Raw genomic sequence first — 24,204 nt, 5'->3', positions numbered from 1 at the left:
GCGGCTTGTCGCCGCGCCCCTGCCCTTGCCACCACCGACGATTGGGATCCCATGAGCTCCAACGCCGAGTCCGGACGCACGTCCGGCAGCGGACCCGTTGGCGCTTCCGGCCCCACAAAATCGCTGTGGTTGAGGCTGCTTGCCATCAGTTCGGCGGCCGCCGGGGGAGCGCTCCTGGTGACCGCGGCCCTCGCTTTCGTCTTCAACGGCGGCTTTGGGTCCCTGTCGAGCCTCTTCGGCGGCGCACTGGTGATGGCGTTCTTCGCGATCAGCCTGGCGATCGGCCACTTCGTTGGACGCAACAACCCGTCCGGAGCGATCGGCATGTTTGTCGCCACTTACTTCGTCAAGGTCGTCGGCTTCGCCGTTGTGCTCTTCGTCCTCGGCGCCCCGGGCTGGCTGCACGAACGCTGGTTCCTGATCGGCGCCGTCGTCAGCGTTGTCGCCTGGCAGGCGGCCGAGATCATTGGCTTCGGCAAGGCCCGGCTGCAAATCTACAACGACCCCGAACCGACGGAAGGCGGCCCGCATGACTAGCCGCGAAGACCGCGAGAAGAACACCCGCAAAACGCCCCGCACCACGGGCGGTGCACCCGGCGTGTCGCAGGACGGCAACGACGGCGGATACAACGCCGGGATCGCCGTCTTCAGCTACATTGTTGGCGGAATCATCGTCTGGAGTTTGATAGGGTGGGGTCTGGATAATCTGTGGGGAACCCGCTGGATTGTGCTCGCAGGCGCCCTGCTTGGAGCTGCGGGAGGGTTCTATCTTTCTCATATGCACGGCCTCACCAGTCACCGAAATTCGGCTGGTGGAGACGGCGCTGCAGGTGGCCCGTCCAAGGACGCGGAACAGTAATGCCAAAAAATTTCAGAGGGGGAATGGCTGACAGGAATGTCGCCGCTCCCCGCCCAACGCCCAATGATGGACACTGCAGAGAGGAAACGCGTTGATCGCGCTTGCGCTCCCGGCCCAAGATTCAGGAGAGTTCACTCCTCCTGGAATTGAACAATTGCACCTGCCGGCTATCCTGCCCTGGGGTGCGGCCGAAGGATTCTCCAAGCAGATGCTGCTGGTGATCCTCTCGGTCGTCATTATCGCCACATTCTTTGTGCTGGCTGCGCGTAAGCAGCAGCTCGTCCCCGGCAAGCTGCAGTTCGCAGGCGAGGCCGCCTACGGCTTCGTCCGCAACGGTATCGCCAAGGACATCATCGGCGGCAAAGACTTCATGAAGTACGTTCCGCTGCTGTTCAGCCTGTTCTTCTTCATCCTGGTGAACAACATCTACGGCGCGATCCCCGTCATCCAGCTCCCGAGCTTCTCGCACGTCGGCGGCGCCTACGTGCTCGCCGCGATCGTGTACGTCACCTGGATCGCGATCGGCATCAAGAAGAACGGCCTGAAGTACTTCAAGCTGGCCACCGTGCCGAGCGGCGTGCCGATCTACATTCTCCCGATCGTCATCCCGATCGAGATCATCTCCAACTTCCTGGTCCGGCCCGTGACGCACAGCCTCCGTCTGTTCGCCACCATGCTGGCCGGTCACCTGATCGTGATGATTGCCGGCTCCGGCATCGAGTTCCTGGTCATGCAGGAGAATGTCCTGCTGAAGGGCGCCTCGGTGCTGGTCCTGGCCGGCTCGCTGGCGATGTACATGCTGGAGGCGCTGATCATGGCGCTGCAGGCGTACGTCTTCACGCTGCTGACCGCGATCTACATCGAAGGCGCACTGCACGCCGACAGCCACTAAGGCACCACAAACTTCCCCCCAGGGGGATGAAGCAACCCAAACAACCTGCCACACGGGTGGCATCTTGAAAGGAAGAAAAATGGAAGGCTCCATCAACGGCTCCCTCAACCTCATCGGCTACGGCCTCTCCGCCATCGGCGGTGGTATCGGTGTGGGTCTCGTGTTCGCTGCTTACATCAACGGCGTAGCACGTCAGCCGGAAGCTCAGCGCGTGCTGCAGCCGATCGCATTCCTCGGCCTTGCGCTGACTGAAGCCCTCGCCATCCTCGGCCTGGTCTTCGCATTCGTTCTCAAGTAAACCTTCAGAACCCAGCGAACATCCAGAACCGAGTAGATAAGGACGGGTGAAATATGAAGCAGCTGATCATCTCAGCCGCCACCGAGGGTGCACCCAACCCCCTCGTTCCCAACATCTGGGAAATGTTTGTCGTCTTTGTAGGCTTTGCCGTCCTCTTGTTCATCGTGACGAAGTACGTTGTCCCGATGTTCGAGAAGAACTTCGCAGAGCGTGCCGAGGCCATTGAGGGCGGCATTGCCAAGGCCGAGAAGGCCCAGGCAGAGGCTTCTGCAGCGCTCGAAGAGTACAAGCAGCAGCTCACCGACGCCCGCACCGAGGCCAACCGCATCCGCGAGGAAGCCCGTGCCGAAGGCGCCCAGATCCTGGCGGATCTGAAGGAGAAGGCAGCTGCTGAGTCTGCCCGCATCACCGCCCAGGCACACGCGCAGATCGAATCCGAGCGCCAGGCGGCCGTCGTGTCGCTCCGCGCCGAGGTCGGCACGCTGGCGACCACGCTGGCTGGCCGCATCGTAGGCGAAGCCCTCACCGATGATGCACGTTCGGCCCGTGTGGTTGACCGCTTCCTGGCAGATCTGGAGAACCAGAACGCAGGTGCAGCTAAGTAATGGCAGGTGTATCGAGCGAATCGCTGACCGCGGCACTCGTCGCGTTGGAGGCCAAGCTTCCCAACGCGTCGCTGCAGTTGGCTAAGGAACTCTTCGGAATCCTGGGAACGGTGGACAGCTCGGCTGGCTTGCGCCGTGCCCTGACTGACCCGTCCCGCAGCGGTGACGAAAAGTCGGCGCTGGTCAAGCAGCTTTTCAGCGGAAAAGTCTCCGCCGACGCTGTGGAGATCGCGAGCGGGCTGGCCGGCTCACGCTGGGCGTCGGCTCGTGACATCGGCGATGCACTCGAGACTCTTGCCGCTTCGGTGGTAATTGCCGTTGCTGAAAACAAGTCGGCAGTCTCTGCCTCGGGCATCACCGGACTGGAAGCGCTGGAGAACGATCTGTTCGCCTTCAACCACGCCGTCGATGCCAGCCACGAGGTGCAGCGTGCCCTGTCCGAGCCGCAGGCGAGCCAGGCAGCCAAGGTTGCCCTCGCCGAGAAGCTCGTGCCCAGTGCAAGCGAGGAAGCGAAAGTCCTTATCGGACAGGCAGTGTCGCAGCCCCGCGGGCTCAAGGCCACCAAGCTCGTCAGCCGTTTTGCCGAGCTTGCCGCCAAGCGCCAGCAGCGCTGGATCGCCACGGTCAGCGTCACCCGTCCGCTGACGGAGGCCCAGACCAGTCGTCTGCAGGCAGGGCTCAATGCCCTGTACGGCCGCGAGCTCAAGATCAACATGAACGTTGACCCGGCACTGATCGGTGGCATCCGGATCCAGATTGGCGACGAAGTGGTTGACGCTTCGGTCCTCGCCCGCCTGGGCCAGCTCCACCGCCAGCTTGCTGGTTAGCCGGACAAGCACAACTTACCGACAAGAAACCCCGGTCATCGTGAGCAACGATGATCACGAAAACAGGAGAGCAGGGACTGCAGATGGCCGAATTGACCATCAACGCCGACGACGTCCGTAATGCGTTGAACGAGTTCGCGGCGTCCTACGAACCCGGAAACGCAGAGCGCGTAGAGGTTGGCCGCGTAACAACCGCAGGTGACGGCATCGCCCGTGTTGAGGGCCTTCCCTCGGTCATGGCGAACGAGTTGCTTCGTTTCGAAGACGGCACGCTGGGCCTGGCCCAGAACCTTGACGTCCGCGAGATCGGCGTGATCGTGCTCGGTGACTTCACCGGCATCGAAGAGGGCCAGGAAGTCCACCGCACCGGACAGGTTCTGTCCGTCCCGGTCGGCGACGCCTTCCTCGGCCGCGTGGTTGACCCGCTGGGCCAGCCCATCGACGACCTCGGCGAGATCAAGGCCGAGACCACCCGTGCACTGGAACTCCAGGCGCCCGGCGTGACCCAGCGCAAGTCGGTCCACGAGCCGATGCAGACCGGGCTCAAGGCTATCGACGCCATGATCCCGATCGGCCGCGGCCAGCGTCAGCTGATCATTGGTGACCGCCAGACCGGCAAGTCCGCCATCGCCATCGACACGATCATCAACCAGAAGGCCAACTGGGCTTCCGGCGACGTGAAGAAGCAGGTGCGCTGCATCTACGTGGCCATCGGCCAGAAGGCATCGACGATCGCCGCAGTGCGCCAGACCCTCGAGGACAACGGCGCGCTGGAATACACGACCATCGTGGCTTCCCCCGCCTCCGACCCCGCGGGCTTCAAGTACCTGGCACCGTACGCCGGCTCGGCCATCGGCCAGCACTGGATGTACGGCGGCAAGCACGTCCTCATCGTCTTCGATGACCTCTCCAAGCAGGCCGAGGCCTACCGTGCCGTGTCGCTGCTGCTGCGCCGCCCGCCGGGACGCGAAGCCTACCCGGGCGACGTCTTCTACTTGCACTCCCGTCTGCTCGAGCGTTGTGCCAAGCTCTCCGACGAGCTCGGTGCGGGTTCGATGACCGGCCTGCCGCTGATCGAGACGAAGGCGAACGACGTTTCCGCCTACATCCCGACCAACGTCATCTCCATCACCGACGGCCAGATCTTCCTGCAGTCGGACCTCTTCAACGCCAACCAGCGTCCCGCCGTCGACGTCGGCGTGTCCGTCTCCCGTGTTGGTGGCGCCGCGCAGGTGAAGTCGATGAAGAAGGTCTCCGGTACCTTGAAGCTCGAACTGGCGCAGTACCGCGACATGCAGGCCTTCGCGATGTTCGCGTCGGACCTTGATGCGGCTTCCCGCCAGCAGCTGACCCGCGGCGCACGCCTGATGGAACTGCTCAAGCAGGGCCAGTACTCGCCGTTCCCGGTCGAGGACCAGGTCGTCTCCATCTGGGCCGGCACCAACGGCTACCTCGACGACGTTCCGGTTGAAGACATCAACCGCTTCGAGAGCGAATTCCTGGAGCACCTCAAGCACAAGTCCTCCATCCTGACGACGCTGGCCCAGACCAACGTCATGGACGACGACACCGCTGAAGCGCTGAAGACCGCGATCGTGGACTTCAAGAAGGGCTTCTTCGGCGAGGGCGACAGCCTCCTGGTCGGTGCGGGGCACGAGGAGTACGCCCCGATCGACGAGGACCAGGTCGACCAGGAAAAAATCGTCAAGCAGAAGCGCTAGTTTCGCTGGCAGGGACTGCCGGGACCCCCGCGGGTTCCGGCAGTCCCGGCCACCGGGATCTTAGGAAAGGATAAGTATGGGAGCCCAGATTCGGGTCTACCGCCAGAAGATCAGCTCGACGACGTCGATGCGCAAGATCTTCAAGGCGATGGAACTGATCGCTACCTCGCGCATCGGCAAGGCCCGCGCACGCGTAGCGGCTTCACTGCCTTACGCAAACGCGATCACGCGTGCCGTTTCTGCTGTCGCAACTCAGAGCGAAATCGACCACCCGCTGGTTACCGAGCCGGAGCAGATCCGCCGCGCCGCCGTCCTGGTCATCACCTCCGACCGCGGCCTCGCAGGGTCCTACTCGGCGACCGTGCTCAAGCAGGCGGAAGGTCTCACCGAGCTGCTCCACGAAGAGGGCAAGGAAGTGAAGACGTACGTCATGGGCCGCAAGGCGCAGGCATACTTCGAGTTCCGCAACCGCCCCTACGAGCGGGTGTGGACCGGCAACACCGACGCACCGCTGTTCGAGACGGCGCGGGAGGTCGGCGAAGCCTTGCTGGCCGACTTCGCTACGGCTTACGAAGAGGGCGGCGTCGACGAGATCCACGTTGTCTACACCCGCTTCAAGTCCATGGTGACCCAGGAGCCGACGGTTATCCGCCTGCTCCCGCTTGAGGTCGTCGAAGAGCAGGCTGCTTCCGAGTCGGAACTCCTGCCGCTCTACGAATTCGAGCCGGAAGCGGAGCAGGTACTCGATGCCCTGCTGCCGCGCTACATCGAGTCACGCATCTTCGCCGCCATGTTGCAGGCAGCAGCTTCCGAGCTCGCAGCCCGCCAGCGTGCGATGAAGTCCGCCGGCGACAACGCCACGGACCTCATCAAGAAGTACACGCGTCTGCGCAACACTGCCCGCCAGGCTGAAATTACGCAGGAGCTTTCCGAAATCGTGGCAGGCGCCGACGCGTTGAACGCGTCCTAGCCGGCCCGCTACGGACCCAGCTGTACCTGCACTAAAGAACAAACTTAACCGCCCACGCCATCTACTGAGTGAAGTGAGAGAGATGACTGCCACTGCTACCGAACACGTAGCCGCAACGTCCGGTGCCACCGGCCGTATTGCACGTGTTATTGGCCCGGTTGTCGACGTCGAATTCCCGGCTGACGCAATCCCCTCGATTTACAACGCACTCACCACGGAGATTACTCTCAACGGTGAGACCAAGACCATCACCTTCGAAGTTGCGCTGCACCTCGGCGACAACCTCATCCGCGCCATCTCGCTGCAGGCGACCGACGGCCTGGTCCGCGGCACCAACGTAGTTGACACCGGTGCCCCGATCTCCGTCCCCGTCGGCGACGGCGTCAAGGGCCACATCTTCAACGTCCTGGGCCAGCCCCTGGACGTCACCGAGTCCGAGCTGCAGATCAGCGAACGCTGGCCGATCCACCGCAAGGCTCCCGCGTTCGCGACCCTCGAGGGCTCCACCGAAATGCTGGAAACCGGCATCAAGGTAATCGACCTCCTCACCCCGTACATCAAGGGTGGCAAGATCGGCCTGTTCGGCGGCGCCGGCGTCGGCAAGACCGTGCTGATCCAGGAAATGATCACCCGTGTTGCCCGCAACTTCGGTGGCACCTCGGTGTTCGCCGGTGTTGGCGAGCGTACCCGTGAAGGCAATGACCTCTGGGTCGAAATGGAAGAGGCCGGCGTCCTCAAGGACACCGCGCTTGTCTTCGGCCAGATGGATGAGCCGCCGGGAACGCGTCTCCGCGTGGCCCTGTCCGCACTGACCATGGCGGAGTACTTCCGCGATGTCCAGAACCAGGACGTGCTGCTCTTCATCGACAACATCTTCCGCTTCACCCAGGCAGGCTCCGAGGTTTCCACTCTCCTCGGCCGCATGCCTTCGGCCGTGGGCTACCAGCCCAACCTGGCCGACGAGATGGGCCTCCTGCAGGAGCGCATCACGTCCACCAAGGGCCACTCCATCACCTCGATGCAGGCCATCTACGTTCCCGCAGATGACTACACCGACCCGGCTCCGGCCACGACCTTCGCACACCTCGACGCGACCACGGAACTTTCCCGTGAAATCGCTTCCCGTGGTCTGTACCCGGCCGTTGACCCGCTGACGTCGACCTCCCGCATCCTGGATCCGCAGTACATCGGACACGACCACTACAACACGGCCGTCCGCGTCAAGCAGATCCTGCAGAAGAACAAGGAACTCCAGGACATCATCGCCATCCTTGGTGTCGATGAGCTCTCCGAGGAAGACAAGATCGTCGTGTCGCGTGCACGCCGCATCCAGCAGTTCCTGTCGCAGAACACCTACACGGCAAAGCAGTTCACCGGCGTCGAAGGCTCCACCGTGTCCATCAAGGACACCGTGGAAGGCTTCACCGCCATCTGCGACGGCGACCTCGACCACATCGCAGAGCAGGCGTTCTTCAACGTCGGCGGCCTGGACGACGTCGAGCGCCAGTGGGCCAAGATCCAGGAACAGACCAAGTAATATGGCTGAGCTTGAGGTTGAGATTGTCGCAGCGGACCACTTCGTGTGGTCCGGAGCGGCCAAGATGGTCAAGGCCCGCACCAGCGATGGTGAAATCGGAATCCTGCCCGGCCACTCGCCCCTGCTGGCGATTCTGGCCGAAGGTGAACTGGCGATCGAGCCGGTGTCCGGTGACCGCATTGCCGTAGTTGTCGACGGCGGGTTCTTCTCCGTCGACAACAACAGGGTCGTCATTGTTGCTGACAACGCCCAAATGGGTGACGCGGCTACTGCGGGGATCCGCTAGCCCTACCTTGATGAACGTTACTGGTTTTCCGTTCATCGCCCTGGCAACCGTGTTCGCGTTGCTGGTCTTTGCACTGTGCCTTTCCGGGGTGCGCCGCTTCAATCTGCGGCGCGCCCTGGGCACGGTGGACGCCTCCATCTGCGTGGCTGGAAACAGCTGGCAGATGGGGGTTTGTCGTTATCAGGACAACGACCTTGAGTGGTTCCGGCTGGCCTCGCTCAGCGTGCGCCCGAAGCACACCTTCCGCCGCAGTTCGCTCGAACTCGTCGGCCGCCGCGAACCTACCGAGTCCGAACTCGTCAAGGTGCAGCCCGAGTCCGTCATCGTCGAACTGCGCTATGAGGGCCAGGACGTCCTGCTGGCCATGAGGTTCGACGCCTACACCGGCCTCTCCTCCTGGCTCGAGGCCGGACCGGTCATCGGCGTCGGCACCTGGCGCTAGCCCCGGTGGACTTCATCGAGGACATCCGGCTCGTCGACGGGCCGGTGCTATGGACCGCCTGGGTGGCCGGTATTGCCGGCCTGGCCTATCTGCTGTGGCGCAGCGGACGGCGTCATACAATCAGCGCCTCCGCCGTTGTCATCACCGCGGCGCTGATGCTTTCCGCAGGCCTGGTGGCCGGCGTCCACCTGCTGCTGATCTACGTCCTGTCAGTTTTCCCCGAGGAACTTCCCTGGGAGACCCTCGTCTGGAGCGTGCCGGCCGTCGCGGCGCTGCTGCTGTGGCTGCTGCGGCTGCACGGCATCTGGGGCCGGCGGCCGTTCCTCGCAAGCATCCCGCGCCCCACCCGGCCGGTGGTGCACCGCCTGCGCTCGACTGCGGTGGCGGTGGGCGCCCTGCTGGGAGTTGTCGCGCTCTCTGCGGTCCAGATCAACATCTATTTCGGGCTGAACCAGACCGTCAGCGACCTGGCGGGCACGGCGGTGGCCCGGATCCAGCCGCTCGAGGCGAAACTTACGCGGGCCGCCGGCGGCCCGGAAGCAGTCGACCTGGCCGACTGGAAAGCTCCGGGACCTCTGCCGGAGGGGACAATGCGCCGCGCCGGCATCCCCGGCACGAGCTCTGGATTCCAGAGCCGGGAGGCCTACATCTACCTGCCGCCGGCGTATCAGAGTTCCCCCCGCCCCGCCCTTCCCGTCCTGGTCCTGTTCTCCGGCCAGCCAGGCGGTCCGGCGGACTGGCTTGCCGGCGGCGCCCTCCGGAGCCGCCTGGACCGCTTCGCCTCGGCCCACGCCGGCGTCGCGCCGGTGGTGGTCGTCGTCGACCCGAACGGAGCCCCCTCGGGCAACTCCCTGTGCATGGACAGCCGGATTGCCAAGGCGGACACTTTCCTCTCCCGCGACGTTCCGGACTGGATCAACAAGACCCTCGATGTCGATCCGGACCCGCACCAGTGGGCGGTCGGGGGCTTCTCCTACGGCGCCACCTGCGCGATGCAGATGGTGACGCGCCACCCCGACATCTACAGGGCCGCGCTGGCGTTCTCAAGCGAGAAGGAGCCCGCCCTCGCCAAGGAGCGCGACAAGACGATCCAGGGCTCCTTCGGCGGCGACGTTGCCGCTTTCGAACGGCAGACGCCGCTGCACGTGATGAAGGAGCGCCGCTTTAACGGCAACGGCATCTACTTTGCGGCCGGCGAGCGGGACCCGGAGTTCATCGGCTACATGGATCTGCTCTCGGCGGCGGCCCATTCCGCCGGATTCGCCGTGGAGGCCCACCGGATCGCCAACGCGGGCCACTCCTGGGAAGCAGCATCCAAGGGCCTGCCGGGGGGCCTGGACTTCCTCGCCGCCCGCTGGGGGATCACGCCATGACGGGCCTGCGCGGCATTTGGAACCACTTCCGCCAACTGCCGTTCACCCTGTCGGTCCTCGTCCTCTTCCTGGCCGCCGCAGTGGCCACGGGCAGTTTCCTGGACGGACCGCCGGAGTCGCTGCTGGACTTCGCCTCGGTCAGTGTCCAGGGTCTCCAGGCCGGCCGCTGGTGGACCATGTTCACCTCGCTGTTCTTCGCGACCAATCCCTTGGCCTACCTGGCCGCCTCACTGATGATCCTGGGCCTGCTGGGGGTCGCCGAACGGCAGCTGGGGTCGGTCCGCACCGCCGTGTTCTACTTCGGGGGGCAGTTTGCGGCGGTGACGATCTTCCTGCTCCTGACGCAGCTTGCCCGCTACGCCGGGGACGGCTGGCTCGGGCTGATGGTGGACGCCGAGCTGATCGGGCCCTATGCGGCCATCCTGGCGGTCACCCTGGCGGCCTGCGGGCTGCTGCCCACCCTGTGGCAGCGCCGGCTGCGGACCGCCGTGGTCTCCACCGCCCTCCTGCTGGTCCTCTACGTGGGGCATGCGGAGACCGTCGTGGGCCTGGCCGGTGCCCTGGTCGGCCTGATGGTCGGTTGGTGGCTCCAGGGGGACAAGGGCACGCTGCACCGCCACCGCTCCACCGGCCGGGAGACCCGCAACCTGCTCGCGCTGACGGTGGCGATCTTCGCCGTCGGGCCCATCCTCACAGCCGCCGTGCGGACACCCACCGGCCCGCTGGCGCTGCTGCGCGACGTCGTGCTGAACCCGCTGCCCACGCTGAACCAGCTGGAGCAGAATTGCGGCGGCACCGTCGACGTGAACTGCCTTGAAGCCGGACGGGCAGGTTTCGCCGGGCCGCTGGGACTGGCGCTGGCCGTGGTCCCCGTGGTGCTGCTGCTGATCTGCGCCGACGGTATGCGGCACGGACGCCGGCTGGCCCTGCGCATTGCCATCCTTGTCCAGCTGGGGGTGACCGCCCTCTCCGCGGTCTACCTGGCGCTGTTTGCCAGGATCCCGCACTACCCGAACCGGCCGCACACAGCGGTGATGGGTTCGGGCTTCGTCCACGTCCTGCCCCTCGTTGCCGTGCCGCTGGCCCTGGTGCTGCTGCTCTTTGCCTACCGGCGCCTGTTCCGGGTGGAGACCACCCGGCGTGCCCGCCTCATCCTCGCCATCGTGGTCGCAGGAACCTTTGTGGTGCTGGCCGGCAGCTACACCGCAGCCTGGTTTGCCGCCGGCGGCCTGGACCGCGACGGCGGCTGGCTGGGCCTCGCCGCCGAGCTCGCCCGGCAGTACCTGCCGCTGCCGATCCCCGGCACGTACAACCGCGTCTTCCAGAACCGCAACGCCGTCGAAGCGTTCTTGTTCGCCTCCTCGGGGGTCGTGTTCTGGGTGGTGGCGCTGGCAGGGGTGTGGCTCGTGCTGCTCCGCCGGCACCACGGCACGGACGCGGGAACCGGGGACCGGGACGTGGCGCGCCGGCTGATCAGGCAGGGCGGCGACTCGCTGTCCTGGATGGCGCTGTGGGAACCGAACAAGTACTGGTTCAGCGCGGGGCAGCGCGGGGGAGTGGCCTACCAGCAGCACGGCAACGTGGCGCTGACGCTGGCCGGCCCGCTTGGCCCGGCGGACAACCGCGAGGAGACAGCCGCGCAGTTCCTGGAGTACTGCGCCGAGCATGCCCTCATTCCCTGCTTCTATTCCTGCACCGACGAGCTCTGGCCCATGCTCCAGACGCGGGGCTACCGCCGGCTGGCCGTGGCGCAGGAGACCCGGCTGGGACTCAGCGAGCTCACCTTCAAGGGCAAGGAATGGCAAAACGTGCGGACCGCACTCAACCGGGCCGCCAAAACCGGGGTTAAGGCTGTCTGGGGCCGTTACAGCGAATTCTCGCCCTCGCTCCGCGCGCAGTTGAGTGAGGTCTCGGAAGAATGGGCGGCGCAGAAATCCGTCCCGGAAATGGGATTCACCCTGGGCGGCCTCGACGAGCTTGAAGATGATGAGGTGCTGTGTTGCCTCGCCGTCGACGCCGAGGGCCGCGTGCACGGCGTCACCAGCTGGCTACCGGTCTACGACGCCGGCACCCTGGTCAGCTGGACCTTGGACTTCATGCGCCGGCGCGCTGACGCCTTTCCCGGCGTGATGGAGTTCCTGATCGCTTCCGCAGTGCTGGAGCTGCGTGACTCCGTGGAGGTCATCTCACTCTCGGGCTCCCCGCTGGCCAAGGACGAGACCCGAGGGGACCCCGGGGACGGACCGAAGGCGGGCGAGGGGCTCGCCGGAATCCTGGACGTGGTGGGCCGGGCGCTGGAACCGGTCTACGGTTTCCGCTCGTTGGCCACCTTCAAATCGCGGTTCAAACCGGAATACCGCACGCTGTATCTGTATTACCAGGATCCGCTGCAGCTGCCGGCCATGGGGCGCGCACTGAGCCGGGCGTATCTTCCGGACCTTTCGGTTCGACAGAGCGCGCGCCTGCTCCGGACGCTCGTGCGCTAAACAATTACCGCTCGGTTTTACCTTTAGCCGCCGGCCGGAATGGACATTCCGGCCAGCGCATTTCCCTCCCAGGGGGCGCCGGGGCACGGGGGCGAAAACGCGCAGTGAACAAGACCAAAAAAATGATCCCCGGCGATATCGCCGGGGATCGTTTTTTAGCGGGGGCGCCCGGGGGCAGCCCTGCCGGGGAGACTAGACCAGCGTGACGCCGGTAGCCTGGGGGCCCTTGGCGCCCTGGCCGATCTCGAACTGAACGCGCTGGTTCTCGTCGAGGGTCTTGAAGCCGCCGGTCTGGATTTCGGAGTAGTGAACGAAGACATCGCCATCGGAGTCATCCGGGGTGATGAAGCCGAAGCCCTTTTCAGCGTTGAACCACTTGACGGTTCCCTGTGCCATTTAATTCTCCTCATTGTGGATCTTTAGAAAGTCCGGCGCACTTTACATCGGACCTGGTCACTCTGCGAGAAGAACCTTGGCTTCCGTCCGGATTGTCCCGGGCCTTGGCGGCAGGAGCTTCGCGCTCGCAACATGTCTTGCGAGCATGAAAAACACCTACACAAAGACTGGTACAAGAATTTCATGCCCCTCCCGTCAGGTCAACGGGCCCGGCGCATAATTGACCGAAATTTTATCTAAAGAGTGCATGAACGACGACGCCGCCCTTCAATGGTGGCGTGCAATGGTGCCGTTCCCCCAGTGTGAAACGGAGATTAGGAAAGCGGCGCCAGCCATTCCCCGCCTCGCATTACGCGGTAAAGGCCGAGGTCGTAATTGACCACGACCGCGTCGGCGCGCAGCCCGGGGCGCAGCGAGCCAAGCTCGGCGCCGAGGCCCAGGACCGCGGCCGGGACCGCGGTGGCCGAGCGGACGGCGTCGGGCAGCGGCACGCCGGCAGCTACGGTGCGGCGCACGACGTCGAGCAGCGTGGCGGTGCCGCCGGCGAGGGCGCCGCCGGTAGCCAGGCGGGCAACGCCGTCGGCGACGGTGACGGCGGAGCGGCCCAGGATGTAGCCGCCGTCGGGCAGTCCTGTTGCGGCCATGGAGTCGGTCACGAGCGCGATGTTGGCCGCTCCGGCCAGTTGGAACACCGTGGCCACGACCGCGGGATCCAGGTGCGTGCCGTCGGCGACGAGTTCCAGGACCGTTTCGCCGGCCGCCGCGCTGCGCAGGCACGCGGCGACGGGGCCCGGCGTCCGGTGGTGCAGGGGCGCCATGGCGTTGAAGAGGTGGGTCACGGTGGGCCGCCGGCTGCCGGGGGCCGCCCGCAGTGCCGCCCCGGCCGAGTGCAGCGCGGCGGCTGCCGTGGCGTCGTCGCAGTCGGTGTGGCCGAGGGAGGGGACCACACCGGAGCCGGCCAGGAGCCGGACCAGGACGTCTGCGCCGGCAAGCTCGGGGGCGAACGTCATGACGGCGAGCGTGCCGCGTGCGGCGGCGAGGAGTTCGGCCAGGAGCCCGGGATCAGGGTCGCGCAGGAACGCGGGGTCCTGCGCCCCGCACCGGGCCGCCGAGAGGAACGGGCCCTCCAGATGGATGCCGGCCAGCAGGCCCTCCCGGCTCAGCCGGGCGTGCAGCGCGATCGCGTGCAGCAGCGCCTCCGGTGGGGCGGTGACCAGGCTCGCCAGCAGGGTGGTGGTGCCGGAGCGGTGCAGGAAATCGATCGCCCGCCGTGCCGGGGTTTCCTCGCCGCTCGGAAAATCGCCGCCGTACGCTCCGTGGCAGTGCAGTTCCACCAGCCCGGGCAGGATCAGGGCGCCGGGCGGCAGCGGGAGTGCTGGGGCGTCGGCAAAGCCGGCCGGGCCGCTGCTGAACCCGGCCGCGGGACCGGCGTAGGCGATCCGGTCCCCTTCGACGGCCACGACCCCGCCCTCGTGCAGGGCGCCGTCGCTGACGACCGTGCCAAACAGGAGCTGCCGGCCGCGCGGGACGTGGTTCATGGTCAGAGTCTAGGGCGCGGCGGCGGCCGGGCCGTGGAAGAACCGCGCCTCAGAAGAGGCGGGACTCGCTGTCATCGACGCCTCGCATGGCGTCGTAGTCCAGCGTGACGCAGTCGATGCCGCGGTCGTTCGCGAGCACCTTCGCCTGCGGCTTGATCTGCTGGGCGGCAAAGATCCCGCGCACGGGCGCCAGCAGGGGATCCCGGTTCAGGAGCTCCAGGTAGCGGGTGAGCTGCTCCACGCCGTCGATGTCGCCCCGCCGCTTGAGTTCGATGGCGACGGTGCCGCCGTTGGCGTCGCGTGCCAGGATGTCCACCGGGCCGATCGCCGTGAAGTACTCGCGGCGGATCAGCGAGAAGCCGGCGCCGAGCGTTTCGATCTGCTCCGCGAGCAGCCGCTGCAGGTCCGCCTCGACCCCGTCCTTGATCAGGCCGGGGTCCTGGCCCAGCTCGTGGGAGGTGTCGTGCAGCTGCTCGTGGATATTGATGATCAGCCGGTCATCGGTCTTCGCGGACTGCACGGTCCACTGCTCGATCACGCCGACTTCGACGTCGACCTCGTCGGGGGTGGAGACGCTCAGACGCGCGGGCGGACTCATCCAGTTCAGCGGCTTGTAGGATCCGCCGTCCGAGTGGACCAGGACCGAACCGTCGGCCTTGACCAGCAGGAGCCTGGTGGCGAGCGGAAGATGGGCTTTGAGCCGGCCGACATAATCAACGGAGCAACGGGCTATGACTAAACGCACCCGGACAACACTACCGCCCCTGCGGCGCCGCAGGGTGCTGTGCCGGCCTCGTTGTGGCGGGGGAGCGGCCCGGCTGGGGCAGAATGGAGTCATGCCGCGTTCCAACCGACCCCGCCGCGCCGTGTCCGGAAAAGCCCGGTCCGGTAAGGCCTCCTCCGGCCAGGGCGCCGGACGGGCGGCCGGCGGCAAACACGCTGCAGGTCCCGCCCCGGAACTGGACCTGGAGCGCGCCCGCACCGGGATCGCGCGACGGGAGAGCGCCCCCGACGGCGAATGGATGGTCCGCTCGATCTCCGCCAGCCGGGCCGGGAAGACCTACGTCTGCCCGGGCTGCTTCACCGCCGTGACACCGGGCACCGCACATCTCGTGGTCTGGTCCGAGGACCACATCTTCGGCGCGGCCGCGGGCCTCGCCGAGCGGCGGCACTGGCACTCCAACTGCTGGACCTCGCGCAGTTACCGGTACCGCTGACCGGCTCCGCGCTCCGCCACCGCCGGCCGGCTTCGCTAAGCTGGAGGGCATGACTTTTGACCCGGCGTCCTACGTGTTCAGCCAGCCTTCCGAACCCACTGCAATCCGTGCCTCGACCGTCCTCCCGGCACGCCGAGAAAACGTGGAACTCCGCACCGAGGACGGGCACCGGCTGGTCGGCGAGCTGGCTGTTCCGGAGTCCGGGGAGATCAGGGCCACCCTGATCACCCTGCATCCGCTGCCGACGCACGGCGGCTTCATGGACTCCCACGTCTACCGCAAGGCCTCCTACCGGCTGCCTGGCCTCGCCGGCATTGCGGTACTCCGGTTCAACACGCGCGGGACCTCCTCGCCGCGTGGGACCAGCCAGGGTGCCTTTGAGGAGGGCATCGGCGAACGGCTCGACGTCGAGGCGGCGGTCCGCTTCGCTGTCGAGCGCGGACTGCCGAACCGCTGGCTGGTCGGCTGGTCCTTCGGCACCGAGCTCGCCCTGATGTACGGCGCCACCGAACCGGTCGCCGCCGAAATCGAGGGTGCCATCCTGCTTTCGCCGCCGCTGCACCGGGCCACGGACGTCCACCTCAAGGAATGGGCCGCCTCGGGCAAGCCGCTGAAGGTCCTGGTCCCCGAACACGACGACTACCTGCAGCCGGCGGCCGCCGCGGATCGCTTCAGCCTGGTGCCGCAGGCCGACGTCGTGGGTGTCGACGGCGCCAAGCACCTCTGGGTGGGCGAGAAGTACGCCGGGCGGGTGCTCAACGAGATCGTGGCCGGGGTGCTGCCGGGCGGCGCGGCCGCGGCGCTGCCCGAGGAATGGGACGGCCCGGTAGCTACCGCGCACTCGTGAGTCGTTAGTGCTTGTCCTGGCGCACGATGAAGATTTCCTTCACCAGCAGCATGATCGCGGCTGCCGTCGGGATGGCGATCAGGGCGCCGAGCACGCCGAGCAGGCTGCCGCCGGCGATGACCGAGATCACGGCCACGGCGCCGGGGACCGCAACGGCCTTCTGCATGATGCGCGGGGAGATGAAGTAGGCCTCGAACTGGAGGTAGGCGAAGTAGCAGATCGCGAAAACCACTGCCGTCTGCCAGCCCGCGGTGAGCGCGATCAGGGTGACCAGGACGCCCGCGATCATGCCGCCCACCAGGGGGATGAAGGCCAGCAGGGCCACAACGAAGGCGAGCAGGACCGCGAACGGGACGCCCACGATCGACATCACAATGAAGGCGAAGGTTGCGTTCAGCAGCGCCACGCAGACCTGGCCGATGACGTAGTTGCCGACGGAGCCGGTGATTTCCTCGGACAGCGCCTCGACCCGGGCGCGGCGTGACCGCGGCGCCAGCCGGTAGCCCCACTTCTTCATGGACGGCATGGCGGAGAGGAAGTAGAGGCTCAGGACCAGGACGATCAGGGCGCCGAACAGGCCGTTGGCCACGGTGGAGCCGAAGCCCACAACGCCGCCGAAGATGCCACCCATGGCTTCCGGGTTGTTGACGAACTTCTCGAGTTCCTGGCTGATGCGCTCACGCACGCCGAACTGGTTGTCGAGCGTGCGGAAGAAATCGGAGTCGATGAAATCCTGGACCCAGTGCGGTGCTTCCTGCACGATCTGGGTCACCTGCTGGACGATCGTGGGGATCAGGGTGGCGAAGAAGCCGGTGACGGCCAGGGCAAGGACGGCGACCGAGACCAGGATGCCCGCCGGCCGCGGCACCTTCCGGCCCTCGAGCCAGCGGACCACCGGATCCAGGCCGAGGGCGATAAAGAGCGCGGTGACGATCCAGAGCAGCAACTGGGTGGTGTTGGAACCGATCCAGTAGACCAGCAGGGCCGCGCCGACGCCGACGGTGCCCATAAAGCCGACGTACAGCGGGTGCTGGGCGGACATCCGGGGACCAGGGTCGCCGAAGCGCGCGGTGCTCCCGCTGTCGGCGGCGGCCGCCTCCTCCTCCTGCTCGGGGGGCATTTCGAAACGCAACCGGGGCTGGGCTCCGGGCAGCGGCTGGCGCAGACGGCGAGCCATCGAGATCAGGAAGCCGGCTGCTGCCGCGCGCGGGGCGGAAGGCTGCGGGGCCGGCTCGAGCGGGCCGCGTGGCTGGCTACCGGATTCCTGGGTGGCTGCGTGTCCTGAAAGGGACGGATCCGTGGGTTCAGTCACTGCGTTAAATGCCCTTATTCTCTGGTATTTCCCTGCGAATCCGCGGTTGCGGGCCGGGTGTGACGATCACCGCAAACACTATCAGCAGCCTTGTTATACGGCGGGTCGGCGGGGCCGGGGGAGGCCGGACAGGGGGCGGGCGCGGCCGCCGATCTGACTCGCAGGTAACAAAACGGTTACTGTTAAAGCTACGTGTCCGCTGATGATAGGTATTATTTTGCGTTTCAAGACTGCAGTTGCACTAGTGCTGCTCGGCCTCCTGACACTGCTGGCCGGAATCGGCCAGAAGACCGTGTGGGCGCCGCCCGCCACCGTCACCGCCGTCGCGCCTTCCGGCGCAACCGCTGCCCCGCTGACCGTCATCGACGAGAAACTGCGGACCCTGCACGGCGGCACGGTGAAGATCACGGTCAAGGGCGAGGGCAGCTTCATGCTGGCGTCCGGCCGGCCGGACGACGTCAACGCGTGGGTCGGGAAGACCGCCCACAACACCGTTACCGGCGTCTCCGGGGACGGCAAGGCACTGCAGCTTGACCACGCCGACGGCGAAGCCACGGCTCCCTCCCCGGCAGGTTCGGACCTCTGGGTGACGACCGAGAACGCCAACGGCGAGATGAACTACAACTGGACCCCGCCGGCCGACGGCGACTGGTCGCTGCTGCTGGCCTCGGACGGCACGAAGCCGGCCCCGTCCTCGATCTCCATGACGTTCCCCAATGACACGTCCACCCCGTGGGCCATCCCGCTCATGGTGCTCGGCGGCCTCCTGATCCTGGCCGGCGCGGCCCTACTGCTACTCAAGTCCAAGCGGGACGCCACGGACGACGACGATTCTGCCGGGACCGGCAGCAACCGCAAGGGCAGCCTCTTTGCCCGCCGCGCGCGTGCCCAGGCTGCCGCCCGGGCCCGGGCACGGAACGCAGGCGCGGCCCCGGAAGGCACCGTCGAACCCGGCCGCGCCGAGAGCCGCGTGGCAACCGCCGCCGTCCGTCGCGCCTCCGGCGCCGCAATCGCCCTGTTGACCGCCGCCGCGGTCGCCGGGACCGGCGTCGCGGCGCAGGCCAGCCAGGCGCCCTCACCTGCCCCTAGCGGTTCCTCCGCCGCGGCCAAGGGCTCCGGCGTCCCGGTGCTGCTCGACGCCCAGTTCCGCCGCATCCTCGAGCAGGTCGCCGGCGCGGTCGATGCCGGGGATGCCGCCAAGGACGCCGCCAAGCTGGCGCCCCGGGTAGCGGCGACCGAGCTGGACGTGCGCACGCAGAACTACAAGATCCGATCCCAGGTCGGCAGCTACGCACCCCGCATGCCGGTGCGCGCCACGAAGCTCCTGACCACTGTCGTGAGCAGCAAGCGCGACTGGCCGCGGTCCGTCATGGCCGTGACGCAGGGTGACGGCAACGTCGTCCCGCAGCTCCTGACCCTGGTGCAGGCTTCCGCGCGGGAGAACTACAAGCTCGTCGGGGCCACTCCGCTCCAGCCGGGCACCACCTTCCCGGCTATCAACCGCGGGGGCACCGAAACCCTGGCGGCTTCGGACAAGTCGGGGCTGCTCTACAGCGGCGAGGAAGCCCTCGCCGGGCTCGGCGACCGCCTGTCCTCCGCCGACTCGGCCTTCAAGGACAAGCTCGCCGAAGGGCAGTCCTCGCCGTACATCGCGGACACCCTGGCCTACCAGGCCGACGTGGTGAAATCCGGCGCGAACGGCACGTTCGCCTTCAGCCACAAGGTGGTTCCAGAGAACACTGTGGTGTTCCGAACCGCCGACGGCGGCGCTCTGGTCCTGGGCCGGCTGAACTTCGGCTTCGACGGCACGCCCAAGAACTCCGGCGACAAGCTGACGATCGGCGACGACGCGGCGGCCCTGGCCGGCGGCAAGGACACCAGCACCGGCATGGTCCTGACCTTTGCCGAATCGGTGGCCGTCTACGTGCCGCCGGCCGGTTCCAAGGATCCGATGAAGCTGGTCGCCGCCACCCGCGGCCTGGTGGGGGCCAAGTTCAAGTAATCTCCCCCGGAGGCCGCCCCGCCGGCGGCCGAAGCAGCTGACGCAGCAGGACAGACGACCGGGCCGCCACCGCGGCCCGGTCGTTGCTGCGTGGTGGGGCGTAGTGGATAGAGTGGAGCTATGACTTCGCCAGCTTCCCGCCCGGTCCCTCCAGCTGCCGCCAATCCGCTCAACCTGCGGGGCGCCGTCGACCTTTCCTCGCTGAAGCAGCGTCCCGCGCCGCCCGCGGGCGCCGGTGCCGGCCAGCCGCCGGTCCCCGGAGCCGCTCCCGGCGGCCCGGACGGCTCCGCCGCGGCGCCGCTGCGGGTGGACGTCACCGAGGCCAACTTCCAGGAACTCGTGGACCTCTCCGCCCAGGTTCCGGTGGTGATCGCCCTCTGGGCCGGCTACTCGCCTGGCTCCGCCCAGCTCGTCGATGTGCTGGAGCGGATCGTGGAGAGCTACGGGGGCCGGCTGGTGCTCGGCGCCGCCGATATTGAGGCCTTTCCCCAGCTGGCGCAGGCGTTCCAGGTCCAGGCAGTTCCGACGGCCGTCGCCCTGGTCAAGGGCCAGCCCGTGCCGCTGTTCCAGGGCGGGGCGGACGAACAGCAGGTGCGCAGCCTGTTTGACGAACTCCTCAAGGTCGCCGCAGCCAACGGCGTGACCGGCCGGATCGGAGCCGGCGGACCCGGCGCGGCGGAGCCCGAGGCCCCGCCGCTGCCGCCGCTGCACCAGAAAGCCTTCGACGCCATCGAAGCCGGCGATTACGCCGGCGCCGCGGCGGCGTACCGGCAGGCGCTGACCGAGATGCCTGCCGACGCCGAGGCCAAAGCCGGCCTGGCCCAGGTGGAGCTGATGGGCCGCCTGCAGGCGTTGTCCGCAGCGGAAACCGACGCCCTCCGCGGCCGTGCCGCCGACGAGCCGGACAACCTCGAGGCCCAGCTGGCCGTCTCCGACCTGGACATCGCCGGCGGCCACGTCGAGGACGGCCTTGGCCGGATCGTGGCGTTCATTGGCCGGAACTTCGGGCCCGAACGCGAAACTGCCCGGGTGCGCCTGCTGGAGCTGTTCGACGTGGTGGGAACCTCGGATGACCGGGTCGCCAAGGCCCGGCAGAACCTCGCGCGGGTGCTGTTCTAGTGGGGTCGGCCCTGTTTAGCCCGCTGGAGCTGCGCTCGCTGCGGCTGGAGCACCGCGGCTGGGTGTCGCCGATGTGCCAGTACAGCTGCGAGCCGGAGACCGGCGAGGGCGTGCCCAATGACTGGCATCTGATGCATCTCGGATCCTTTGCCACCGGGGGAGCCGCGCTGATCCTGACCGAGGCCGCCGCCGTCAACGCCGCGGGCCGGATCAGCCCGCGCGACGCGGGCCTCTACAACGATGCCCAGGCCGAGGCCTGGGAGCGGATCGTGGCCTTTGTGCACCGCCACGGCTCGGCCAATGCCAAGATCGGCACCCAGCTGGCGCATGCCGGACGCAAGGCGTCCTCCTACTGGCCGTTCTCCGGCAAGAGCGGCACGGTCCCGGCTTCCGACGGCGGCTGGAGCACCGTGGGCCCGGGCACCGGAGCCTTTGACGGCTACGCGCCGCCGTCGGCCATGACGGAGGAGGAGATCGACGGCGTGATCGCCGACTTCTCCGCCGCAGCCGTCCGCGCCGTCGGGGCCGGTTTCGACACGATCGAAATCCACGGTGCCCACGGCTACCTGCTGCACCAGTTCCAGAGCCCCTTGGTCAACGACCGCACGGACAGCTGGGGCGGCAACGAGCAGGGACGAAACCGGCTGACCCTGGCCGTCGTTGACGCCGTCCGGGCCGTGATCCCCGACTCGATGCCGCTGCTGCTGCGCATCTCCGCCTCCGACTGGGCCGAGGGCGGCATCGACGCCGAGGCCTCGGTGCGGCTGGCCCGCGCTGCGGGCGAACACGGGGTGGACCTCGTGGACGTCTCCAGCGGCGGGGCCGTGGCGCACCAATCGATTCCGGTGGGCCCCGGCTACCAGACGGGATTCAGCGCCCGGATCCGGCGCGAAGCCGGGGTCCGGACCGGCACCGTGGGGCTGCTGACCTCGGCGGGCCAGGCCGAGCACGCCGTCGCCACCGGCCAGGCCGATGGCGTCTTTATCGCCAGGGCCGCGCTCCGGGACCCGCACTGGTGGCTGCGGGCTGCCTTCGAGCTGGGCCACGAGCTGGCCTGGCCGCCGCAGTACGAACGGGCCATCCCGCGTCATTCGTTCTAGGCGCCGCGGCGGTTAGTCTAACGACATGACATTCGTTCAACCGCCCGTTCCGGCGCTGGCCCTGCGCGGGCTGGCCAAACGCTTCGGCACCAAGATCGCCGTCGACGGCATCAGCCTTGACGTGCCGGCCGGGTCGTTCTACGGGATCGTCGGTCCCAACGGTGCCGGCAAAACGACCACGCTGTCGATGGCGACCGGGCTGCTGAGGCCGGACTTCGGCACCGCACTGGTCCACGGGGTGGATGTCTGGCAGCACCCACTGCAGGCCAAGAGGCTGATGGGTGTGCTGCCGGACGGGGTGCGGCTCTTCGACCGGCTGACCGGCGAGCAGCTGGTGAGCTACGCCGGCCTGCTGCGCGGCATGGAACGGGATGTCGTGGCGTCGCGGGTGGCGGAGTTGCTGGCCGCCCTGGACCTCAGCCAGGACGCGGCCACGCTGGTGGTGGACTACTCCGCCGGCATGACCAAGAAAATCGCGCTGGCCTCGGCCCTGATCCACGCCCCGCGGCTGCTGGTGCTGGACGAGCCGTTCGAATCGGTGGATCCGGTCTCCGCGGCCAACATCCGTGACATCCTGGACCGCTACGTGGCCTCCGGGGGCACGGTCATCGTCTCCAGCCACGTCATGGACCTCGTTCAGCGGATGTGCGACCACGTCGCCGTGGTCGCGGGCGGCCGCGTGCTGGCAGCGGGCCGACTCGACGACGTCCGCGCAGGCCAGTCGCTGGAGGACCGCTTCGTCCAGCTGGTGGGCGGCCGCAGCCACGCGGAAGGGCTGGAATGGTTGCGGACCTTCTGAGGCTCAAGCTGACACTGCTGCGCAACAGCCTCCGGCGCAGCCCCTGGCAGCTGGTGGGCCTGGGCATCGGGGCGCTCTACGCCCTGGGCATCGTGGGCGTCGCCGTCGCGGGGCTGCTGCTCCTGCGCCAGGCCGAGATCGCCACGGCGCAGACGGTCGTGGTCCTGGGCGGCGCTGCCGCGGTGCTGGGTTGGGCCGTCATCCCGATTGTGGCCTCCGCGGCTGACCTGACACTGGACCCCGCCCGCTTCACGACCTTCGCCGTGCCGATGCCGCAACTGCTGGCCGGGCTGGCCCTGGCCGGTCTGATCGGCATCCCGGGAGCGTCGACGGCGCTCGTCGCCCTCGCCACCGTGGGCACCTGGTCGCGGGGCCTTCCCGCCGTGGCCGGGGCGCTGGTCGGCGCGGTCCTCGGCGTGCTGACCTGCGTGGTGCTCTCCGAGGTGGTGACGGCAGGCACGGTGGGCCTGGCCAGTTCCCGTCGCTTCAAGGACGTCAGCGGCGTGGCCTTCCTTATCCCGCTGGTGCTGATGGGCCCGATCGTCGCCGGCGTTGCCCGCGGTATTGCCGGCTCCGCCGGGTTCGTGGCGGAGCTCGCGCGGTTCCTGGAATGGACGCCCGCCGGGGCGGCCTGGGCCCTGGGCGGCGAGCTTGCCGCCGGCCACTACGGGGCCGCCGCCCTCAAGCTGCTCATCGCCCTCGCCAGCCTGGCCGGGCTGGCGCTGTGCTGGAAGGTGCTGCTGCAGCGGGCACTCGTCACCCCGCCCTTCGCCGGCACCGCCAAGAAGAAGACCTCCGGCCTGGGGGTGTTCGGAATCGTCCCAGCCACGCCCACGGGGGCGATCGTGGCGCGCTCCCTGACGTACTGGCTCCGCGATCCGCGCTACGCCGGGGCGCTGGTGGTGGTTCCGCTGTTGCCCGTGCTGCTGCTGTTCCAGGCCAGCCGGACGGGGTTCTACGGCATCCTGCTGTTCGTCGGGCCGCTGGCCGCGTTCCTGCTCGCCTGGTCCATTTCCTCGGACGTCTCCTACGACAGCACGGCCTTCGCGCTGCACGTCTCCGCCGGGGTGCGCGGCCTCCATGACCGGCTGGGACGGGCCGTGGCCTGCCTGGTCTTCGCGCTGCCGGTGGTGCTGGCCTTCAGTGTCATCCCGTTGTTCTTCACCGGGGAGTGGGCGCTCCTGCCCGGAATCCTGGGCCTGTCCCTGGGCGTGCTGTTCAGCGGCCTGGGCCTGTCCTCGGTGGTCTCGGCGCGCTACACCATGCCCGTGCCGCTGCCCGGCGAGAGCCCGTTCAAGAAGCCGCCGGGCAATGTGGCGCAGACCCTGGCCGTACAGTTCGGCGGCATGGCCGTCCTGCTGCTCCTGGTCAGCCCCGAGGTGGCCCTCGTGGTGCTGCAGCTCGCCGGCGGCGGTCCGGTGACCGGCTGGATCTGCCTGGGCGTGGGCCCGGTCCTGGGCATCGCCCTCTTCGCTGCCGGGGTGCGCCTGGGCGGCAAATGGTTCGATGCACGCACTCCCGAGCTCCTCGCGCAGCTGGCCGTCAACCGCTGACCGGGTCCGACGGCCCGGGCAGGAA

24 protein-coding genes are annotated in these 24,204 nt (G+C 67.7%); 20 read left to right on the top strand and 4 right to left on the bottom strand.

Annotated features, from left to right (window positions below):
- Positions 1–51 precede the first annotated feature (51 nt).
- The 13 genes from FFF93_RS10910 to FFF93_RS10850 all read left to right on the top strand — a co-directional run bounded on the left by FFF93_RS10910 (position 52) and on the right by FFF93_RS10850 (position 12,296).
- Positions 52–537, top strand: coding sequence for a hypothetical protein (locus FFF93_RS10910; RefSeq protein ID WP_138768897.1), 486 nt, complete (start codon positions 52–54; stop codon positions 535–537).
- Positions 530–859, top strand: a complete 330-nt coding sequence (locus tag FFF93_RS10905) for a hypothetical protein (RefSeq protein ID WP_138768898.1) — start codon at positions 530–532, stop codon at positions 857–859. The genes FFF93_RS10910 and FFF93_RS10905 overlap by 8 nt, the downstream gene beginning before the upstream one ends.
- 91 nt (positions 860–950) lie before the next feature.
- Complete coding sequence (atpB, locus tag FFF93_RS10900) at positions 951–1,751, top strand: F0F1 ATP synthase subunit A (RefSeq protein ID WP_138768899.1); 801 nt, start codon at positions 951–953, stop codon at positions 1,749–1,751.
- Positions 1,752–1,830: 79 nt separating this feature from the next.
- Positions 1,831–2,049: an ATP synthase F0 subunit C gene (gene atpE / locus FFF93_RS10895; RefSeq protein ID WP_003804776.1), complete on the top strand. Its 219-nt coding sequence runs from the start codon at positions 1,831–1,833 to the stop codon at positions 2,047–2,049.
- Between the two features lie 53 nt (positions 2,050–2,102).
- A complete protein-coding gene (locus FFF93_RS10890) occupies positions 2,103–2,654 on the top strand; it encodes a F0F1 ATP synthase subunit B (RefSeq protein WP_138768900.1) in 552 nt (183 codons plus the stop codon).
- Entirely contained in the window at positions 2,654–3,481 is an 828-nt protein-coding gene (locus tag FFF93_RS10885; protein WP_138768901.1) for a F0F1 ATP synthase subunit delta, read from the top strand. Before FFF93_RS10890 ends, FFF93_RS10885 begins: the two co-directional genes overlap by 1 nt.
- An 83-nt stretch (positions 3,482–3,564) precedes the next feature.
- Positions 3,565–5,202 carry a F0F1 ATP synthase subunit alpha gene (atpA, locus tag FFF93_RS10880; protein ID WP_138770419.1) on the top strand — a complete coding sequence of 546 codons (1,638 nt, stop codon included), beginning with the start codon at positions 3,565–3,567 and terminating at the stop codon, positions 5,200–5,202.
- A gap of 76 nt (positions 5,203–5,278) precedes the next feature.
- Positions 5,279–6,172 (top strand): F0F1 ATP synthase subunit gamma, encoded by an 894-nt coding sequence (locus tag FFF93_RS10875; protein WP_138768902.1) that lies wholly within the window; start codon positions 5,279–5,281, stop codon positions 6,170–6,172.
- 82 nt (positions 6,173–6,254) lie between these two features.
- A complete protein-coding gene (gene atpD / locus FFF93_RS10870; RefSeq protein WP_138768903.1) occupies positions 6,255–7,709 on the top strand; it encodes a F0F1 ATP synthase subunit beta in 1,455 nt (484 codons plus the stop codon).
- Between the two features lies 1 nt (position 7,710).
- The gene (locus FFF93_RS10865) at positions 7,711–7,995 is read left to right on the top strand and encodes a F0F1 ATP synthase subunit epsilon (RefSeq protein ID WP_104172348.1); all 285 of its coding nucleotides are present in this window, start codon (positions 7,711–7,713) and stop codon (positions 7,993–7,995) included.
- 10 nt (positions 7,996–8,005) lie between these two features.
- Positions 8,006–8,437 (top strand): DUF2550 domain-containing protein, encoded by a 432-nt coding sequence (locus FFF93_RS10860; protein WP_138768904.1) that lies wholly within the window; start codon positions 8,006–8,008, stop codon positions 8,435–8,437.
- 5 nt (positions 8,438–8,442) lie between these two features.
- Positions 8,443–9,810 (top strand): alpha/beta hydrolase family protein, encoded by a 1,368-nt coding sequence (locus FFF93_RS10855; RefSeq protein ID WP_138768905.1) that lies wholly within the window; start codon positions 8,443–8,445, stop codon positions 9,808–9,810.
- Positions 9,807–12,296, top strand: a complete 2,490-nt coding sequence (locus FFF93_RS10850) for a phosphatidylglycerol lysyltransferase domain-containing protein (RefSeq protein WP_138768906.1) — start codon at positions 9,807–9,809, stop codon at positions 12,294–12,296. Before FFF93_RS10855 ends, FFF93_RS10850 begins: the two co-directional genes overlap by 4 nt.
- A 192-nt stretch (positions 12,297–12,488) precedes the next feature.
- Here the strand turns inward: FFF93_RS10850 and FFF93_RS10845 are convergent, their stop codons facing one another.
- The 3 genes from FFF93_RS10845 to nucS form a co-directional block, all read right to left on the bottom strand.
- Positions 12,489–12,692: a cold-shock protein gene (locus FFF93_RS10845; RefSeq protein WP_011692441.1), complete on the bottom strand. Its 204-nt coding sequence runs from the start codon at positions 12,690–12,692 to the stop codon at positions 12,489–12,491.
- A 314-nt stretch (positions 12,693–13,006) separates the two neighbouring features.
- A complete protein-coding gene (locus FFF93_RS10840; RefSeq protein WP_138768907.1) occupies positions 13,007–14,230 on the bottom strand; it encodes an N-acetylglucosamine-6-phosphate deacetylase in 1,224 nt (407 codons plus the stop codon).
- Between the two features lie 49 nt (positions 14,231–14,279).
- Entirely contained in the window at positions 14,280–14,975 is a 696-nt protein-coding gene (gene nucS / locus FFF93_RS10835; RefSeq protein WP_138768908.1) for an endonuclease NucS, read from the bottom strand.
- A 91-nt stretch (positions 14,976–15,066) separates the two neighbouring features.
- Between nucS and FFF93_RS10830 the strand changes: the two genes are divergently transcribed.
- Together FFF93_RS10830 and FFF93_RS10825 are read left to right on the top strand one after the other, a co-directional pair.
- Positions 15,067–15,447 carry an ATP/GTP-binding protein gene (locus FFF93_RS10830; protein WP_138768909.1) on the top strand — a complete coding sequence of 127 codons (381 nt, stop codon included), beginning with the start codon at positions 15,067–15,069 and terminating at the stop codon, positions 15,445–15,447.
- 49 nt (positions 15,448–15,496) lie between these two features.
- Entirely contained in the window at positions 15,497–16,294 is a 798-nt protein-coding gene (locus tag FFF93_RS10825) for an alpha/beta hydrolase (RefSeq protein ID WP_138768910.1), read from the top strand.
- A 4-nt stretch (positions 16,295–16,298) separates the two neighbouring features.
- Here FFF93_RS10825 and FFF93_RS10820 read toward each other — a convergent pair whose 3' ends face one another.
- A complete protein-coding gene (locus FFF93_RS10820) occupies positions 16,299–17,606 on the bottom strand; it encodes an AI-2E family transporter (protein WP_395858383.1) in 1,308 nt (435 codons plus the stop codon).
- 202 nt (positions 17,607–17,808) lie between these two features.
- On the opposite strand from FFF93_RS10820, the gene FFF93_RS10815 reads away from it, so the two are divergent.
- The 5 genes from FFF93_RS10815 to FFF93_RS10795 all read left to right on the top strand — a co-directional run bounded on the left by FFF93_RS10815 (position 17,809) and on the right by FFF93_RS10795 (position 24,179).
- Positions 17,809–19,608 (top strand): hypothetical protein, encoded by a 1,800-nt coding sequence (locus FFF93_RS10815; protein WP_138768911.1) that lies wholly within the window; start codon positions 17,809–17,811, stop codon positions 19,606–19,608.
- A gap of 120 nt (positions 19,609–19,728) precedes the next feature.
- Positions 19,729–20,727, top strand: coding sequence for a tetratricopeptide repeat protein (locus tag FFF93_RS10810; protein ID WP_138768912.1), 999 nt, complete (start codon positions 19,729–19,731; stop codon positions 20,725–20,727).
- A complete protein-coding gene (locus FFF93_RS10805; protein WP_138768913.1) occupies positions 20,727–21,827 on the top strand; it encodes an NADH:flavin oxidoreductase/NADH oxidase in 1,101 nt (366 codons plus the stop codon). The genes FFF93_RS10810 and FFF93_RS10805 overlap by 1 nt, the downstream gene beginning before the upstream one ends.
- Before the next feature lie 25 nt (positions 21,828–21,852).
- The gene (locus FFF93_RS10800) at positions 21,853–22,626 is read left to right on the top strand and encodes an ABC transporter ATP-binding protein (RefSeq protein WP_138768914.1); all 774 of its coding nucleotides are present in this window, start codon (positions 21,853–21,855) and stop codon (positions 22,624–22,626) included.
- The gene (locus FFF93_RS10795; RefSeq protein WP_138768915.1) at positions 22,608–24,179 is read left to right on the top strand and encodes a transporter; all 1,572 of its coding nucleotides are present in this window, start codon (positions 22,608–22,610) and stop codon (positions 24,177–24,179) included. The genes FFF93_RS10800 and FFF93_RS10795 overlap by 19 nt, the downstream gene beginning before the upstream one ends.
- Positions 24,180–24,204: the final 25 nt, after the last annotated feature.

It is taken from the genome of Arthrobacter sp. KBS0702 (assembly GCF_005937985.2).
Classification (GTDB): domain Bacteria; phylum Actinomycetota; class Actinomycetes; order Actinomycetales; family Micrococcaceae; genus Arthrobacter.
The sequence above is the reverse complement of the archived record's forward strand: the minus strand, read 5'-3'. Positions and strand labels throughout refer to the sequence as shown.

Excerpts from the sequence above, each read along its gene's own strand:
- FFF93_RS10825 (WP_138768910.1), top strand. The coding sequence starts at position 15,497 with ATGACTTTTGACCCGGCGTCCTACGTGTTCAGCCAGCCTTCCGAACCC.
- FFF93_RS10850 (WP_138768906.1), top strand. The coding sequence starts at position 9,807 with ATGACGGGCCTGCGCGGCATTTGGAACCACTTCCGCCAACTGCCGTTC.
- atpA (WP_138770419.1), top strand. The coding sequence starts at position 3,565 with ATGGCCGAATTGACCATCAACGCCGACGACGTCCGTAATGCGTTGAAC.
- FFF93_RS10875 (WP_138768902.1), top strand. The coding sequence starts at position 5,279 with ATGGGAGCCCAGATTCGGGTCTACCGCCAGAAGATCAGCTCGACGACG.
- FFF93_RS10795 (WP_138768915.1), top strand. The coding sequence starts at position 22,608 with ATGGTTGCGGACCTTCTGAGGCTCAAGCTGACACTGCTGCGCAACAGC.
- FFF93_RS10810 (WP_138768912.1), top strand. The coding sequence starts at position 19,729 with ATGACTTCGCCAGCTTCCCGCCCGGTCCCTCCAGCTGCCGCCAATCCG.
- FFF93_RS10865 (WP_104172348.1), top strand. The coding sequence starts at position 7,711 with ATGGCTGAGCTTGAGGTTGAGATTGTCGCAGCGGACCACTTCGTGTGG.
- FFF93_RS10860 (WP_138768904.1), top strand. The coding sequence starts at position 8,006 with ATGAACGTTACTGGTTTTCCGTTCATCGCCCTGGCAACCGTGTTCGCG.
- FFF93_RS10800 (WP_138768914.1), top strand. The coding sequence starts at position 21,853 with ATGACATTCGTTCAACCGCCCGTTCCGGCGCTGGCCCTGCGCGGGCTG.
- FFF93_RS10840 (WP_138768907.1), bottom strand. The coding sequence starts at position 14,230 with ATGAACCACGTCCCGCGCGGCCGGCAGCTCCTGTTTGGCACGGTCGTC.
- FFF93_RS10910 (WP_138768897.1), top strand. The coding sequence starts at position 52 with ATGAGCTCCAACGCCGAGTCCGGACGCACGTCCGGCAGCGGACCCGTT.
- FFF93_RS10890 (WP_138768900.1), top strand. The coding sequence starts at position 2,103 with ATGAAGCAGCTGATCATCTCAGCCGCCACCGAGGGTGCACCCAACCCC.
- FFF93_RS10830 (WP_138768909.1), top strand. The coding sequence starts at position 15,067 with ATGCCGCGTTCCAACCGACCCCGCCGCGCCGTGTCCGGAAAAGCCCGG.
- atpE (WP_003804776.1), top strand. The coding sequence starts at position 1,831 with ATGGAAGGCTCCATCAACGGCTCCCTCAACCTCATCGGCTACGGCCTC.
- FFF93_RS10885 (WP_138768901.1), top strand. The coding sequence starts at position 2,654 with ATGGCAGGTGTATCGAGCGAATCGCTGACCGCGGCACTCGTCGCGTTG.
- FFF93_RS10905 (WP_138768898.1), top strand. The coding sequence starts at position 530 with ATGACTAGCCGCGAAGACCGCGAGAAGAACACCCGCAAAACGCCCCGC.
- atpD (WP_138768903.1), top strand. The coding sequence starts at position 6,255 with ATGACTGCCACTGCTACCGAACACGTAGCCGCAACGTCCGGTGCCACC.
- FFF93_RS10845 (WP_011692441.1), bottom strand. The coding sequence starts at position 12,692 with ATGGCACAGGGAACCGTCAAGTGGTTCAACGCTGAAAAGGGCTTCGGC.
- FFF93_RS10815 (WP_138768911.1), top strand. The coding sequence starts at position 17,809 with ATGATAGGTATTATTTTGCGTTTCAAGACTGCAGTTGCACTAGTGCTG.